This is a genomic window from Phenylobacterium sp. (assembly GCF_037968635.1).
Taxonomy (GTDB): Bacteria; Pseudomonadota; Alphaproteobacteria; order Caulobacterales; family Caulobacteraceae; genus Phenylobacterium.
Window position 1 is genome coordinate 33397 of sequence record NZ_JBBKVV010000044.1, and the last position, 13520, is coordinate 46916.

At 67.9% G+C, this 13520-nt stretch carries 18 protein-coding genes; 8 read left to right on the plus strand and 10 right to left on the minus strand.

Features of this window, described 5'->3' with window-relative positions; translation table 11 throughout:
* The first annotated feature begins 10 nt into the window (after positions 1 to 10).
* The gene (locus AAC997_RS04685) at positions 11 to 769 is read left to right on the plus strand and encodes a hypothetical protein (protein WP_340644526.1); all 759 of its coding nucleotides are present in this window, start codon (positions 11 to 13) and stop codon (positions 767 to 769) included.
* Positions 770 to 773: 4 nt separating this feature from the next.
* On the opposite strand, the gene AAC997_RS04690 is transcribed toward AAC997_RS04685, so the two are convergent.
* Entirely contained in the window at positions 774 to 1403 is a 630-nt protein-coding gene (locus AAC997_RS04690; RefSeq protein ID WP_340644527.1) for a trimeric intracellular cation channel family protein, read from the minus strand.
* Between the two features lie 46 nt (positions 1404 to 1449).
* Here AAC997_RS04690 and ftsY point away from each other — a divergent pair, with 46 nt between their 5' ends.
* The 3 genes from ftsY to AAC997_RS04705 all read left to right on the plus strand — a co-directional run bounded on the left by ftsY (position 1450) and on the right by AAC997_RS04705 (position 3670).
* On the plus strand, positions 1450 to 2385 hold the full coding sequence (gene ftsY / locus AAC997_RS04695) for a signal recognition particle-docking protein FtsY (protein WP_340644528.1): 936 nt from the start codon (positions 1450 to 1452) through the stop codon (positions 2383 to 2385).
* Positions 2382 to 2969, plus strand: a complete 588-nt coding sequence (locus AAC997_RS04700) for an inner membrane-spanning protein YciB (protein WP_340644529.1) — start codon at positions 2382 to 2384, stop codon at positions 2967 to 2969. The genes ftsY and AAC997_RS04700 overlap by 4 nt, the downstream gene beginning before the upstream one ends.
* Before the next feature lie 86 nt (positions 2970 to 3055).
* Positions 3056 to 3670: a MarR family winged helix-turn-helix transcriptional regulator gene (locus AAC997_RS04705; protein WP_340644530.1), complete on the plus strand. Its 615-nt coding sequence runs from the start codon at positions 3056 to 3058 to the stop codon at positions 3668 to 3670.
* 4 nt (positions 3671 to 3674) lie between these two features.
* Here AAC997_RS04705 and AAC997_RS04710 read toward each other — a convergent pair whose 3' ends face one another.
* The 7 genes from AAC997_RS04710 to ccmA form a co-directional block, all read right to left on the minus strand.
* Positions 3675 to 3926 (minus strand): hypothetical protein, encoded by a 252-nt coding sequence (locus tag AAC997_RS04710; protein WP_340644531.1) that lies wholly within the window; start codon positions 3924 to 3926, stop codon positions 3675 to 3677.
* 58 nt (positions 3927 to 3984) lie between these two features.
* Positions 3985 to 4500 (minus strand): DsbE family thiol:disulfide interchange protein, encoded by a 516-nt coding sequence (locus tag AAC997_RS04715; RefSeq protein ID WP_340644532.1) that lies wholly within the window; start codon positions 4498 to 4500, stop codon positions 3985 to 3987.
* Complete coding sequence (ccmD, locus tag AAC997_RS04720) at positions 4497 to 4655, minus strand: heme exporter protein CcmD (protein ID WP_340644533.1); 159 nt, start codon at positions 4653 to 4655, stop codon at positions 4497 to 4499. The genes AAC997_RS04715 and ccmD overlap by 4 nt, the downstream gene beginning before the upstream one ends.
* Before the next feature lies 1 nt (position 4656).
* On the minus strand, positions 4657 to 5385 hold the full coding sequence (gene ccmC, locus AAC997_RS04725) for a heme ABC transporter permease CcmC (protein ID WP_340644534.1): 729 nt from the start codon (positions 5383 to 5385) through the stop codon (positions 4657 to 4659).
* A 63-nt stretch (positions 5386 to 5448) separates the two neighbouring features.
* Positions 5449 to 5943, minus strand: a complete 495-nt coding sequence (locus tag AAC997_RS04730) for a Spy/CpxP family protein refolding chaperone (protein WP_340644535.1) — start codon at positions 5941 to 5943, stop codon at positions 5449 to 5451.
* 73 nt (positions 5944 to 6016) lie between these two features.
* Complete coding sequence (gene ccmB, locus AAC997_RS04735; protein WP_340644536.1) at positions 6017 to 6682, minus strand: heme exporter protein CcmB; 666 nt, start codon at positions 6680 to 6682, stop codon at positions 6017 to 6019.
* Positions 6679 to 7281 carry a heme ABC exporter ATP-binding protein CcmA gene (ccmA, locus tag AAC997_RS04740; protein WP_340644579.1) on the minus strand — a complete coding sequence of 201 codons (603 nt, stop codon included), beginning with the start codon at positions 7279 to 7281 and terminating at the stop codon, positions 6679 to 6681. The genes ccmB and ccmA overlap by 4 nt, the downstream gene beginning before the upstream one ends.
* Positions 7282 to 7458: 177 nt before the next feature.
* Here ccmA and acnA point away from each other — a divergent pair, with 177 nt between their 5' ends.
* From acnA to AAC997_RS04755, 3 genes are all read left to right on the plus strand, one after another.
* Positions 7459 to 10155, plus strand: a complete 2697-nt coding sequence (gene acnA / locus AAC997_RS04745) for an aconitate hydratase AcnA (RefSeq protein ID WP_340644537.1) — start codon at positions 7459 to 7461, stop codon at positions 10153 to 10155.
* A 92-nt stretch (positions 10156 to 10247) separates the two neighbouring features.
* Positions 10248 to 10940, plus strand: coding sequence for a DUF1223 domain-containing protein (locus AAC997_RS04750; RefSeq protein WP_340644538.1), 693 nt, complete (start codon positions 10248 to 10250; stop codon positions 10938 to 10940).
* Between the two features lie 337 nt (positions 10941 to 11277).
* Positions 11278 to 11613 (plus strand): DUF2794 domain-containing protein, encoded by a 336-nt coding sequence (locus tag AAC997_RS04755; RefSeq protein WP_340644539.1) that lies wholly within the window; start codon positions 11278 to 11280, stop codon positions 11611 to 11613.
* 80 nt (positions 11614 to 11693) lie between these two features.
* On the opposite strand, the gene AAC997_RS04760 is transcribed toward AAC997_RS04755, so the two are convergent.
* Positions 11694 to 12437: a Bax inhibitor-1/YccA family protein gene (locus AAC997_RS04760; protein WP_340644540.1), complete on the minus strand. Its 744-nt coding sequence runs from the start codon at positions 12435 to 12437 to the stop codon at positions 11694 to 11696.
* A 143-nt stretch (positions 12438 to 12580) separates the two neighbouring features.
* On the opposite strand from AAC997_RS04760, the gene thpR reads away from it, so the two are divergent.
* Positions 12581 to 13117 (plus strand): RNA 2',3'-cyclic phosphodiesterase, encoded by a 537-nt coding sequence (gene thpR / locus AAC997_RS04765; RefSeq protein WP_340644541.1) that lies wholly within the window; start codon positions 12581 to 12583, stop codon positions 13115 to 13117.
* A gap of 2 nt (positions 13118 to 13119) precedes the next feature.
* Here the strand turns inward: thpR and AAC997_RS04770 are convergent, their stop codons facing one another.
* Complete coding sequence (locus AAC997_RS04770; protein WP_340644542.1) at positions 13120 to 13503, minus strand: DUF2237 domain-containing protein; 384 nt, start codon at positions 13501 to 13503, stop codon at positions 13120 to 13122.
* Positions 13504 to 13520: the final 17 nt, after the last annotated feature.

Genomic DNA, 13520 nt, shown 5'->3' on the forward strand with positions numbered 1-13520 from the left:
GAGACGCGTCGTGACACAAGACCCCAGGGACCTCGCCAGCAAGGTCGCCCACGTCACCTTCGCCTTCTGGATCATGAAGATCTGCGCCACCACGGCGGGCGAGACCGGCGGCGACCTGCTCTCCATGACCCTGAACGTCGGCTACCTGGTCAGCACCCTGATCCTGGTAGGCTTCTTCCTTGTGGTGCTGGTTTTCCAGCTGCGGGCCAAACGCTTCCACCCGTTTCTCTATTGGGCGGTGATCCTGGCCACCAGCACGGCGGGCACGACGATGTCCGACTACATGGACCGCACCCTGGGACTCGGCTACGCGATGGGGGCGACCATCCTGGTCAGCCTGCTCGCGGCCGTCCTGCTCATCTGGCGCGTGGCCCTGGGGTCGATCGCCGCGGATCATATCCGCGACCCGAAGGCCGAAAGCTTCTACTGGGCCGCCATCCTGGTCTCCAACACCCTGGGTACGGCGCTTGGCGACTATCTCGCCGACAGCTCGGGCCTTGGCTACGGCCTCAGTAATCTGCTGATCGCCGGGGGCATCGCGCTCACCATCGTCGGCTGGCGGTTCACGAAGATCTCGCCGACGGTGCTGTTCTGGATCGCCTTCGTCCTGACCCGTCCCTTCGGCGCCACCATGGGCGATCTGCTGACCAAGGCGCCGGAAAAGGGCGGGCTGGGGATCGGCACCCTGGGCTCGACCCTCGTCCTGCTGGCCATTCTCGTCGGTGTGTTGATCTTCAGCATCCGGCGTGATCGCCGTCTGGCCGCTTAAAGTACTAGTCTCCAGGCGGCCCGCGACCGGGGAAGCTCGGCAGGGCCCAGCCCTTGAGGATCGCCCCGCCGCGGATGGCGAAGGCGATGCAGAACCCGGCCAGACCCGCCGGCAAGCCGGGTACGCCGAGCAGCTGCAGGATGATGAACACCCCGGCCCCCACCACGGCGGCGGAGACGTAGATCTCGCGCCGCATCAGGATCGAAGGCTCGTTGGCCAGGACGTCGCGGATCATCCCGCCGACACAGGCCGTCAGCGTCCCCATCACCACCGCTGAAAAGGGGGCGACGCCCAGCGAGGCCGCCTTGGCGGCCCCCACCACGCAATAGGCGGCCACCCCCAGGGCGTCGAGCCACAGCAGGACCCGCATCCGTCGGTTTCCCGTCCCGAACACCCAGACGGCCACGGCGGCGGCCAGGCAGGCCAGGATGTAGGCGGGCTTCTGGACCCAGAAGACCGGAGCCCCGATCAGCAGGTCGCGCAGCGTGCCGCCGCCCACCCCGGTCACCGCGGCGAAGAATCCGAAGGTGACGATGTCGTGCTTGCGCCGTGCGGCGGCCAGGGCCCCGGTGGCGCCGAACACGGCGACGGCGGCATAGTCTAGCCAGACCAGGGTGGTGGTGAGGGCGTCCATGCCCCATCCTCTATCGCGCGCGCCCTTGAGCCGCTAGAAGCCGCCTATGACTGAACCCAAGAAGGGCTGGCTGCAGCGCCTCGCCGGCGGCCTCACCCGGTCGTCCAAGGCGCTGACGGAACAGGTTTCGGCGACCTTCACCAAGACGCCGCTCGACCAGGCCAAGCTCGACGAACTGGAAGAGATGCTGATCGAGGCCGATCTCGGCCCGCATTCGGCCGCCCGCATCACCCAGCGCTTCTCCGACGCCAAGTTTGGCAAGAGCGTCGACGAGCTGGAAATCAAGGAGGCCCTGGCCGAGGCCATCGGCGACGAGCTCGCGAGCCGCCAGGGGACCTTCGATCCGCTGTCCGGCCCCAAGCCCTATGTGGTCCTCTTCATCGGGGTCAATGGCTCGGGCAAGACCACGACGCTCGGCAAGATCGCCGCTGACCTCACCTCCAAGGGCGCCAAGGTGCTGGTGGTGGCCGGCGACACCTTCCGCGCCGCGGCCGTCGAGCAGCTCAAGGTCTGGGCGGAGCGCGCGGGGGCCGACTTCATGTCCCGGCCGCCCAATTCAGACGCCGCCGGCCTGGCCTTCGACGCCATCGCCAGCGCCAAGGAGAAGGGCCACGACGTGGTCCTCATCGACACCGCGGGCCGGCTGCAGAACAAGCAGGGCCTGATGGACGAACTGCTCAAGGTCATCCGGGTGGTGAAGAAGATCGACCCCGAGGCGCCGCACGAGACTCTGCTGGTGCTCGACGCCACGGTGGGTCGCAATGCGCTGGCCCAGGAAAATATCTTCGGCAACCAGATCGGCGTCTCGGGCATCGTCATGACCAAGCTGGACGGCACCGCCCGCGGCGGGGTGCTTGTGCCTGTGGCCCAGGCTTCGGACAGCCCCATCAAGCTTATTGGCGTGGGCGAGGGGATCGAGGATCTTCAGCCCTTCAACGCCCGGGCCTTCGCCCGTTCCCTCGTCGGTCTGGAGGACGCATGACCCTGTCGCCTGGCGCCAAGAAGTTCGTCACCGGGTTCGTCGACTACGGTTGGCCGGTGGGCTTCGTCATCGCCTATTTCATCACCCACGACACGGTCCAGGCGACCTGGGGCATGGTGGCCGGCGCGGCGATCGCCCTGATCGTCGGCTATGTCGTGGAGAAGCGGATCGCTCCCATGCCCCTCGTGGCGGGATTGATCGCGGTGCTTTTCGGCTGCCTGACCCTGTTCTTCCACGACGACCGCTTCATCAAGATCAAGCCGACCGTCACCTCGGTGGCCTTCGGGCTGTTCCTGATCGGCGGCATGGTGCTGCGCAAGAATCCGCTGAAGATCCTGCTGGGCAAGGCGTTCCAGATGCCCGATGAGGGCTGGCGCAAGCTTTCCTGGCGCTACGGAATCTTCTTCCTCTGCGTGGCGGCCCTCAACGAGTTCATCTGGCGCACCCAGCCTGACGCCACCTGGGTGCTGTTCCGCTTTCCGGGCCTCTCGATCATCCACGTGCTGTTCGGCTTCTCACAGGTCCCGCTGATGATGAAATATGCCCACGTCGAAGAGATCCCACCGGTGCCTCCGGTCGAATAGGCCGTCCACGGACGTCTGTCGTCAAAACGACGCGATCGGCCTATAGCTTGACCGCCTGATCCAACGGGACGGGCGGGGACGACCTCATGGCGAAATCGAAGTCAGGCGCGAAATCGGGCGGGCTTCCAGCCCTGGACAAGTCTCCCAGCCACCTGCTGCATCGCGCGCTGCAGCTCTCCCTCGACATCTATGCCGAGACCTTCGAGGCCGGTGGCCCGACCCAGCGCCAGTATGCGGTGCTGGCCGCCGTCGAGGCTCAGGAGGGGCTGACTCAGACCGACCTGGTCCGGATCACCGGCATCGATCGCTCGACCCTGGCCGACATGGCCGCGCGCATGATCACCAAGGGCCTGCTGGAGCGCCAGCGCTCCGCCGCCGACGCCCGCGCCAACGCCGTCAGCCTGACCCCGGCCGGTCGCGAGCTGCTGGAGGCGGCCAAGCCGAAAATGGCCGCCGCCGACGCCAGGCTGCTGAAGCTGTTGTCGTCGGGAAAGCGCGAGGGCCTGGTCAACGTCCTGCGCGATCTGATCGCCGCCGGCGACGCCGTGGCCCAGCCGCCGGTGGAGAAGGCCCCCAAGAAGGCCAAGCCGGAAAAGTCCGCCAAGCTGAAGAAGTCGAAGCCCGAAAAGGCGCCCAAGCCCGAGAAGGCCCCGAAGGCCGAGAAGCCGAAGAAAGACAAGAAGGCCAAGAAGGCGGCCTGATCCCCTAGACCTTGATATCCAGCAGCGAGCCTGGGCGCAGCAGGCGCTCCGGCGGTTCGACGGGAAGGTTCGTCGGGATGCGGCCCAGCGGATGAGGCCGGGTGATCGGGTTGGCGGCGGCCTGGGTCGCGGCGGCCTGCTGCTGGCCGCCGAGCGCGGCCTCGAAGAAGGCGCGCTGGCCGGCGTTGCGGGCGGGGTCAGCCCGCTGGATCGGGGCGGCGGCCTGCGGGAAGCCGGGTCGGATCGGAAGCGCCACGGGGCCGCCTTATGGTTAATGCGCGTCAACCTATCGCGCGTGCAGCGTCAATGTATGGTTAACGCGCGGCCTTGGCCCAGAGATCCTTGGCGTCCTGTTCCGTCAGCGGCCCGGTGTGCTTGGCCAGGATCAGGCCGTCAGCGCCCACCAGATAGGTTTCGGGCACCCCGGTGACGCCGAGCTCGATGCCGGCCCGTCCGTCGCGGTCCACCAGTCGGGTCGTGAAGGGGTCCCCCAAGCGATTCAAGAAGGCCTTCGTGTTGTCGGGCGCGTCCTTGTAGGCGACGCCAACCAGAGGGACGCCCTGCGCCTTCAGCGCCACCAGAGCCGGGTGTTCGATTTCGCAGGGCGCGCACCAGGAGGCGAAGATGTTCACCAGCACCGGGCCCTTCGCGGCGTCGCGCAGGCGCACCGGGCGGCCGTCGTCCAGGCTGGGCAGCACGAGGTCGGGGGTGGGTTTGCCGACCAGGGCCTGAGGTTCCACCCGGGGGTCATGCTTGAGGGCGAAGAGGCCGAACAACAGGGCCAGCGCCACAAGCGCGATCAGCGGCAAGGCCGCCAGCCAACGGCTCACGCCTCGGGGCCCTGCTGCGACAGGGCCTGGGCCTTCTTCCGCCAGCGCCGGGCGTGGTTGAGGCTGCCGACGATCATCAAGGCGAAGACCAGGGCCGTGAGGCCGTAGGCGGGCCACAGGAAGGCGGCGTAAGGGCCGGGATCGAGGTCGAGCATCCTATCCCCTCGCCGCGCGCAGGGCGGCCGCCTCGGCGCGGCGGCGCCAGACCTCGGCGCGAATCCGCACCAGCCACAGTGATCCGAAGGCCGCCATATAGGCCAAGCCCAGAAGCAGCAGAGGATAGAGGTAGTCCACCGTCATGGTCGGCCCGCCCTTGCGGAACACCGAGGCCCCCTGGTGCAGGGTGTTCCACCAGTTCACCGACCAGTGGACGACGGGCAGGTTCACGACCCCCACCAAGGCCAGGATCGCCCCGGCGCGGGCCGCCTTGGTTTCGTCGTCCAGCGAGGCGCGCAGGGCCATGTAGGCCAGATAGAACAGCAGCAGCACCAACACCGAGGTCAGGCGCGCGTCCCAGACCCACCACGTCCCCCACATCGGCCGGCCCCAGAGCGAGCCGGTGGCGAGCGCCAGGACCGTGAAAGCGGCGCCGAGCGGGGCGGCGGCCTGGGCGGCGGCGTCAGCCAGGGCGTGGCGAAACACCAGGGCCAGGAAGCTCGCCCCGCCGAGGCAGGCATAGACAAACATGCTCATCCAGGCGGCGGGCACATGGATGAACATGATCCGCACCGTGTCGCCCTGCTGGTAGTCCTCCGGCGCGGTGAAGCCCAGCCAGAGACCGGCCAGGGCCAGGAGCGCGGCGATGACGCCGAACATCGGCGCGGCCCAGCGCGAGAACGCCATGAAGCGCTCGGGATTCGAAAGGAAGGCGGGCGCCGGGAACATGCCCAGGCGAATTAGACCCCGGCGTCGCCTTGGGCAAGCCGGGGTCGTCTTCAGGGCCTAAGTCTAGCCGTGACCGCCGCCACGGTGGCCACCGTGCTTGCCGCCGTGGCCGCCCATGGGACGCATGGCGTCGAAGGCTTTCTTCTGGGAAGGCGAGAGCTGAGCGTAGAAGCGCATCGTCGCATCCGCCCGGCGGGCGAACTGGACCTGGCGGTCAGCCATCCGGGCCTTCATGCGGTCCAGACGCTCCGGGGTGGTCAGGGCGGCGCGCTCACCACGGTTCTCACGCATCTTCTCGCGAGCGCCGGCCGGCGGCGCCATGGACGCGACGAAGGCGGTCAGGGCCGGCTCCTGGGCGGCGGTGAGCTGCAGGGTGTCACGCAGGTGCTGGGTGCGGCGGGCGGCCATCTCGGCGGGGTCGCGATGGGGGCGATCGCCGCGCTCGTGACGATGACCGGCCTCCTGCGCGGCGACGGGCGCCGGCTGGGCGATCGCCGCGCCGCCGAGGCCCAGGGTGAGGATCGCGCCGCTCAGCAGCAACGGGGTGGTGAATTTCATGGGGTCTTGGCCTCCGGAGTTTGTTTCCCTCGAAGGGTTGAACGAGGCCGGCCGGCGTTTCCGTCGCGGATTTCTAGGACAGGGCGTTGCGGCAGGCCGCGGCCATGGCCAGGGGGCCGAGCGCCACGGCGGCGGCGGCATAGGCGCACAGCAGGGCGAACCCGGCATGCCAGGGCAGGTCATTGCCAAACGCGTCGAGCGCCGCGCCGCCGAAGATCACCGGCGGCACGAACAATGGCAGGACAATCACGGCGGTCAGCAGCCCGCCGCGTCGGGCCCCCAGGCTGAGCGCGGCCCCGATCCCGCCTGTGAAGGCGAAGGCCAAGCCTCCCACCAGGGCGCAGGCCAGGATCAGTGGGGCGAGCCGCGGTTGGGCTCCCAGCGCGATGGCGGCCACCGGCGCGGCCAGGGCCAGGGGCGCGCCGGTGGCGATCCATTGCCCCAGGCATTTGAGGGCGCAGGTGATCTCCAACGGGACCGGCGACAGCACGATCAGATCCAGCGCCCCGTCCTCGTAATCCCGCTCGAACAGCCGCTCCAGCGACAGCAGGGCCGCCAGCGCCAGGGCGACCCAGGCCATGCCGGTGGCGATGGCCGCCAGCCGCGCGGGCTCAGGGCCGGTGGCCAGCGGCAGCAGGGTGGCGGTTCCGGCATAGAAGCCCAGCGCCACCAGCGGCCCGCCGCCCTTGCCCCAGGCCAGCGTCACCTCGCGCGCCAGCAGGGCGCCTGCCCGGCTCACGCGCCGATCTCCAGGGTCTTGTGGGCCACGGGCAGGGGATCATGGACCGCCGCCACGATCAGGCCGCCGGTTTCCAGGTGATCGGCCATGACCCGTCCGAATCGCTCGCGCCATCCGGCGTCCAGCGGGCTCAGCGGCTCGTCCAGCAGCCACAGGGGCCGAGGAGCGGCGATGAGCCGCGCCAGGGCCAGGCGTCGCCGCTGTCCCGCCGACAGCCGCCGGACCTCCAGGTCCAGCAGGGTGGAAAGCTCCAGGCTGTTGATGGCGTTGGCGGTGGAGTTGTCGTCGCCCCCCGTCCACCGGCTCCAGAAGGTAAGCTCCTCGTGGGCGGTCCGCGTCGGCTTCAAGCCGTCCAGGTGGCCGATCAGGTGCAGCGCTTCGGCCCTTGCCGTGACGGGGTCCAGCGCGCCGAAGCGGACCGTTCCGGCCTCGGTCTGCACAAGCCCTGAGATGGCGCGCAGCAGGCTGGTCTTGCCCGCGCCGTTGCGGCCGGTGAGCGCCGCGGCCTCGCCGGCGGCCAGCGTCAGGTTCAGGCCCTCAAAAAGCAGCCGCCCGCCTCGCCGAACCGCAAGGTTTTCGAGCTGCAGGTGCGAGATCACCACGTCAAGGTTCCCACCGCATGGACGTGAGCCGAGCCAGGGTCTATGACGCGCGCGGCCGACGCCGCCTTGGGGGGCGTACGCGGCGCGGGGACGGACGCTGTGTGTCCGTCTCGAAAAGCGCGCGATCCCCGAAGCGGTGGTGTAGCGGCCGTGAACAGAGGAAGGATCCCTTATATGGCGTCGCTCGACAGCCTGAAGACCCGCCGCGAATTGACGGTGGGCGACAAGACCTACGTCTACTACAGCCTTCCCGCCGCCGAGGAAGCCGGACTTTCGGGCGTTTCGCGCCTGCCGGCCTCCATGAAGGTGCTGCTGGAAAACCTGCTCCGCAACGAAGACGGCCTCTCGGTCGGCCCCGAAGACCTGACGGCCCTGGCCGCCTGGATGGTGAACAAGGGATCGGTGGAGCACGAGATCAGCTTCCGCCCGGCCCGGGTCCTGATGCAGGACTTCACCGGCGTCCCCGCCGTGGTGGACCTGGCCGCGATGCGCGACGCCATGACCCATCTCGGCGCCGACCCCGAGAAGATCAACCCGCTGAACCCCGTCGACCTGGTGATCGACCACTCGGTGATGGTCGACCACTTCGGCACCTCCAAGGCCTTCGGCGAGAACGTCGAGCGCGAGTATGAGCGCAACATCGAGCGTTACCGCTTCCTGCGCTGGGGCTCGTCGGCCTTCAACAACTTCCGCGTCGTGCCCCCCGGCACCGGGATCTGCCACCAGGTGAACCTGGAGTACCTGGCCCAGACCGTCTGGACCCTGGATGAGGCCGGCGCCACCGTCGCCTATCCCGACACCGTGGTCGGCACCGACAGCCACACCACCATGGTCAACGGCCTTTCGGTTCTGGGCTGGGGCGTGGGCGGCATCGAGGCCGAGGCGGCCATGCTGGGCCAGCCGATCCCGATGCTGATCCCAGAGGTCATCGGCTTCCGCGTCACCGGCGCCATGCCCGAGGGCGCGACGGCCACCGACCTGGTGCTCACCGTCACCCAGATGCTGCGCAAGCGCGGCGTGGTGGGCAAGTTCGTCGAGTTCTTCGGCCCGGGCCTCGCCGGTCTCACCCTGGAAGACCAGGCGACCATCGCCAACATGGCCCCGGAATACGGCGCCACCTGCGGCTTCTTCCCGGTCACCAAGGCCACCATCGACTATCTCACCGCCACCGGCCGCGAGCCCGACCGGGTCGCGCTGGTGGAAGCCTATGCCAAGGCCCAGGGGATGTGGTTCGAGCCCGGCGACGCCGATCCCGAATTCACCGACACCCTGGACCTGGACCTGGGCAGCGTCCTGCCCTCCCTGGCCGGCCCCAAGCGCCCCCAGGACCGCGTCCTGCTCTCCGACGCCGCCGCCGAGTTCAAGGCCGGCCTCAGCAAGGAGTTCGGCAAGCTCGACGCCGACAGCGCCAATGTGCGCATGCCGGTGGCCGGTGAGAAGTTCGACGTCGGCAACGGCGACGTGGTCATCGCCGCCATCACCTCCTGCACCAACACCTCCAACCCCTCGGTGCTGATCGCCGCCGGCCTGGTGGCCAAGAAGGCCATCGAAAAGGGCCTGAAGGTGAAGCCCTGGGTGAAGACCTCCCTGGCCCCCGGCTCGCAGGTGGTCACCGACTATCTGAAGAGCGCGGGCCTCACCAAGAGCCTGGACGCCCTGGGCTTCAACCTGGTGGGCTACGGCTGCACCACCTGCATCGGCAATTCCGGCCCCCTGCCGGAAGCCATCTCCGAAGCGGTTCAGAAGGGCGACCTGGTCGCCTGCTCGGTGCTGTCGGGCAACCGCAACTTCGAGGGCCGGGTGAACCCTGACGTGCGGGCCAACTACCTGGCCTCGCCGCCCCTGGTGGTGGCCTACGCCCTGGCCGGCTCGATGAACATCGACCTGGCCACCGAGCCGCTCGGCGAGGGCAAGGACGGCAAGCCGGTCTATCTGAAGGACATCTGGCCGACCTCCGAAGAGATCGCCACGCTGCAGCGCAAGCACGTCACCCAGAAGATGTTCGCCACCCGCTATTCGGACGTCTTCAAGGGCGACAAGAATTGGCAGGGCATCAAGGTGGCCGGCGGCCAGACCTACGCCTGGGACATGGGCTCCACCTATGTGCAGAACCCGCCCTACTTCCGGGACATGAAGATGGAGCCGACCCCGGTCACCGACATCGTCGAGGCCCGGGTCCTGTCGGTGTTCGGCGACTCGATCACCACCGACCACATCTCGCCGGCCGGTTCGATCAAGGCCAGCTCCCCGGCCGGGGTTTATCTCCGCGACCACCAGGTGCCGACGACAGACTTCAACTCCTACGGCGCCCGCCGCGGCAACCACGAGATCATGATGCGCGGCACCTTCGCCAACATCCGGATCCGCAACAAGATCACCCCGGACATCGAAGGCGGGGTCACCAAGCACTTCCCCTCCGGCGACGTGATGGCGATCTATGACGCAGCCATGCGCTACCAGGGCGAAGGCCGCCCGCTGGTGGTGTTCGCCGGCAAGGAATATGGCACGGGTTCCTCCCGTGACTGGGCGGCCAAGGGCACCAAGCTCCTGGGTGTCCGCGCGGTGATCGCCGAAAGCTTCGAGCGCATCCACCGTTCGAACCTGGTGGGCATGGGCGTCCTGCCGCTGCAGTTCCTGCAGGAAGGCTGGCAGAAGCTGAACCTGACCGGCGAAGAGATCGTCACCATCCGCGGTTTGACCGAACTCTCGCCGCGCCGTCAGCTGACCATCGAGATGTACCGCCCGTCGGACGGCCGCATCGCGCGCTTCCCGGTCCGTTGCCGGATCGATACGCCCACCGAGCTTGAGTATTTCAAGAATGGCGGCGTGCTGAACTACGTGCTGCGCAACCTCGCCAGCACGGCCGCCTAAGGCTGTTTCACCAGACGGCGGGTGAGCGCCCGCCGTCTGGTCACACCTTGTTGAAACCCAACCCCCAACGAAGTCCGGTTAAGTGCGCGCCCATGCGTAACGTCGCGCTTTTCAGCCTGCTGGTCTCCGCCCTGCCGCTCTGCGCGCAGGCCAGGTCGCCCGTGGTCGTCGAACTGTTCACCGCCCAGGGGTGCGCCTCCTGTGGCGACGCCAACGCCTATGTCGGCAAGCTGGCGGAGAAGCCGGGCGTGCTCGCCCTGACCTTCGCGGTGGATTACTGGAACTATCTCGGCTGGGAAGACACCTTCGCCAAGCCCGCCTTCGCCGAGCGCCAGAAGGCCTATGTGGCCCGCCTGGACCTTCCCGAACCCTACACCCCCCAGGTGGTCATCGACGGCCGCGCCCAGGTGGGAGGGTTGCAGGACGACAAGATCGACAGGTTGGTCTCCGACGCCGTGGAGAGCCCGCGCCGGGATCCGGACATGGCCTTCATCGGCCAGCGGCGGGTGGATGTGGGATCTGGTCCTGTTCCGAGAGGCGGCGCCGAGGTTTGGCTGGTGCGCTACGACCCGCGCGAGCAGGACGTCACCGTCCGCAAGGGCGACAACCGCGGTCAGACCGTGTCCCACCGAAACGTCGTGGTGGAGATCAAGCGCCTGGGCGCCTGGCGCGGCCGCCCCACTGCCTACCGGATGCCCGCAGCCTCAGCAGAGGGCTTGGCCACGGCTGTCATCGTCCAGGGCCCGCACGGCGGCCGGGTGATCGCTGCGGCGCAGCGGGACTGACCTCCAGACACGACGAAGCCCGCACGGAGGAGGGGGGATCCATGCGGGCTCGTCTTGGGGCTCGTTCTCTTGGAGAGAACTAGGGTGTCGGCTGGCCGAAGCCCGCGATCCAGGGGGGCTGGGGGGGCTGTTCAGGATCCGGGACCAGCAAGGTTCCGACCAACCGACAGTGACTTTATCGGGGACGCATCAGGCGGCGGCTGGGCCGGATTAAGGTCTTTTCACGGCGCGAGATTACGGTTGTTTTAGTTTGAGCCTGGGCGTTGCGGCCATGACACGGCGCGACGTTCGCGGCGGATTGTCGAACGGCGCGGATTGGGTCTAACCTCGACCTCGCATGGCGTTGGATCAGCCCTTCCAGACCCCCTCGACCGCGAGCGTCTTTTTCGAGCGCCGCGAGTTTCAGCGTATCCTCAACCTCTATGGCCGCATGGTCGCCGCCGGGGAATGGCGCGACTACGCCATCGACGCTCAGACCGAGGCCTGCTCGTTCTCTGTGTTCCGAAAGGCCACCGAGGCGCCGCTCTACCGCATCGAGAAGCGGCCGGCCCTGGCGCAGCGCCAGGGGGCCTGGGCCGTCATCGGGCAGGGCGGGGTGATCCTCAAGCGCGGCCACGACCTGGAACAGGTGCTGCGGGTGTTCGACAAGGGCCGCTTCAAGGTGGTGGACTAAGCCTTCCAGCCTGGCTTTAGCCAAGCAAAAGCCCCGGCGGTTTCCCGCCGGGGCTTCGTCAGATCGTAGCTGCGTCGCGCTTAGCGGCGGTTGCCGAGCAGGGCGAGCAGGAACTGGAACATGTTGATGAAGTCCAGGTAGAGGCTGAGCGCGCCGAAGTTGGTGGCCACGCTCATGGCCGCCTGGTTCCCGCCCAGCTCGTGATAGGTCATCTTCAGGCGCTGGGTGTCATAGGCCGTGAGGCCGGCGAAGATCAGCAGGCCGATCACGTTGATCAGCAGGCTCATCATCGAGTTCTGCAGGAACATGTTGATGAGCATGGCGCCCAGCAGGCCCCAGACGCCCATGATCAGGAAGCTGCCCATGCCGGTCAGGTTCTTCTTGGTGGTGTAACCCACCAGCGACAGGGCGCCGAAGGCCGTGGCCGTCAGCAGGAAGGTCGAGGCGATGGAGGCGCCGGTGTAGCGCAGAACCAGCACGCCCATGGACGCGCCGATCAGGCTGACGATCGCCCAGTAGGTGATGCCGGCCATCTTCGGCGTGACGTTCTTGGTGAAGGACGTGAACAGGATCACCGCCAGGGGCGCGAAGGCCACCACCATGCCCAGGATCGAGTAGCCCACGCGGCCGTTGGCGACCGTGAACATCAGATCGCGGACCGGGGCGAAGGACCCGGTCAGGAAGGCGAGGGCGGCGGACACAACCAGGCCCAGGGCCACCTTGTTGTAGACGCCGAGCATGAAGCTGCGAAGTCCCGCATCCACCGACATGTCGGCGCGATCCGCGGGGATCGTGCGCGCAGCGTCGCGGTTGAAGTCGCTCATCTCAGCATAGCCTTTTGTTGCAACGCCCCAGACGGGCGCATCCACGAATATCGTGCGCCATGGGCTTCAACGCAAGCCGGCGCCCGATTACGATTGCGTCAGGGCCATCTTGCCACGCCTGACAGGCGTTCTAGGCTCCCGGCATGATCCGTCTGTTCGCCGCTGTCGCCGTCCCGCCTGAGCTGGGAGCTGTTCTGCAAGCCCGCCAGAGCGGCCTGGCGGGCGCCAACTGGCGGCCGCTGGAGGCCTTCCATGTCACCCTGCGGTTCTTTGGTGAGGTGCGCGAGGATGTGGCCGACGACCTGCATCTGGAGCTGGAGCGCATCGCCGCCGGACCCATGACTTTGGAACTGGAGGGGGTCGGCGCCTTCGGCGAAGGCCCTGACCTGCACGCCGTCTGGGCCGGGGTGAAGGAAAACGACTCCCTGCGCCGTCTTGCCAAGGCCTGCGAGACCGCCGCGCGCCGGTCTGGTCTGAAGGCTGAGGCCCGTGCCTACCGGCCCCACGTGACGCTCGCCTATCTGAAACGGCCTGATCCGGGAGAGGTGGCGGCCTGGCTGTCGGCCAACGGCCTGCTGAAATCCCCGCCCTTCGATGTGAAAAGCTTCGGCCTCTATTCCAGCCTGTTGCTGAGCGGGGGCTCGCGGTATCAGCCGGAGCAGATCTACAGGCTGCGGTAGGCTCAGGCCTTGACCGCGTGGTCCTTGAGAATCCCCAGGGGCACGATGGCCAGGGTTTCCTCGTGGGTCGCCTCCAGCACCAGGTGCGGGGCCGCGCCGGCGTCCAGCGCCTCCTTCCAGCGCGGAGCGCAGAGGCACCAGCGGTCGCCGGGCTTCAGGCCCGGGAATGCGTAGTCGGGAACCGGCGTCGAGAGATCGTTGCCCATCGATTTTGAGTAGGCGAGGAAATCGGCCGTCATCACGGCGCAGACCGTGTGGATGCCGGTGTCCTGCGGCCCGGTCTCGCAGCAGCCGTTGCGGAAGAAGCCGGTGACCGGATCGAGCGAGCAGGGGATCAGCTCCCCGCCCAGCACGTTTTTTGCATCCTCGTCATATCGAATGGTCATGGCCCTACCCTAGCGCC

What these genes read in the sequence shown, in the direction of transcription:
- AAC997_RS04690 (WP_340644527.1), bottom strand. Translation starts at nt 1,403, where the DNA reads ATGGACGCCCTCACCACCACCCTGGTCTGGCTAGACTATGCCGCCGTC.
- ftsY (WP_340644528.1), top strand. Translation starts at nt 1,450, where the DNA reads ATGACTGAACCCAAGAAGGGCTGGCTGCAGCGCCTCGCCGGCGGCCTC.
- AAC997_RS04700 (WP_340644529.1), top strand. Translation starts at nt 2,382, where the DNA reads ATGACCCTGTCGCCTGGCGCCAAGAAGTTCGTCACCGGGTTCGTCGAC.
- AAC997_RS04705 (WP_340644530.1), top strand. Translation starts at nt 3,056, where the DNA reads ATGGCGAAATCGAAGTCAGGCGCGAAATCGGGCGGGCTTCCAGCCCTG.
- ccmD (WP_340644533.1), bottom strand. Translation starts at nt 4,655, where the DNA reads ATGCTCGACCTCGATCCCGGCCCTTACGCCGCCTTCCTGTGGCCCGCC.
- ccmC (WP_340644534.1), bottom strand. Translation starts at nt 5,385, where the DNA reads ATGTTCCCGGCGCCCGCCTTCCTTTCGAATCCCGAGCGCTTCATGGCG.
- AAC997_RS04730 (WP_340644535.1), bottom strand. Translation starts at nt 5,943, where the DNA reads ATGAAATTCACCACCCCGTTGCTGCTGAGCGGCGCGATCCTCACCCTG.
- acnA (WP_340644537.1), top strand. Translation starts at nt 7,459, where the DNA reads ATGGCGTCGCTCGACAGCCTGAAGACCCGCCGCGAATTGACGGTGGGC.
- AAC997_RS04750 (WP_340644538.1), top strand. Translation starts at nt 10,248, where the DNA reads ATGCGTAACGTCGCGCTTTTCAGCCTGCTGGTCTCCGCCCTGCCGCTC.
- AAC997_RS04755 (WP_340644539.1), top strand. Translation starts at nt 11,278, where the DNA reads ATGGCGTTGGATCAGCCCTTCCAGACCCCCTCGACCGCGAGCGTCTTT.
- AAC997_RS04760 (WP_340644540.1), bottom strand. Translation starts at nt 12,437, where the DNA reads ATGAGCGACTTCAACCGCGACGCTGCGCGCACGATCCCCGCGGATCGC.
- thpR (WP_340644541.1), top strand. Translation starts at nt 12,581, where the DNA reads ATGATCCGTCTGTTCGCCGCTGTCGCCGTCCCGCCTGAGCTGGGAGCT.
- AAC997_RS04770 (WP_340644542.1), bottom strand. Translation starts at nt 13,503, where the DNA reads ATGACCATTCGATATGACGAGGATGCAAAAAACGTGCTGGGCGGGGAG.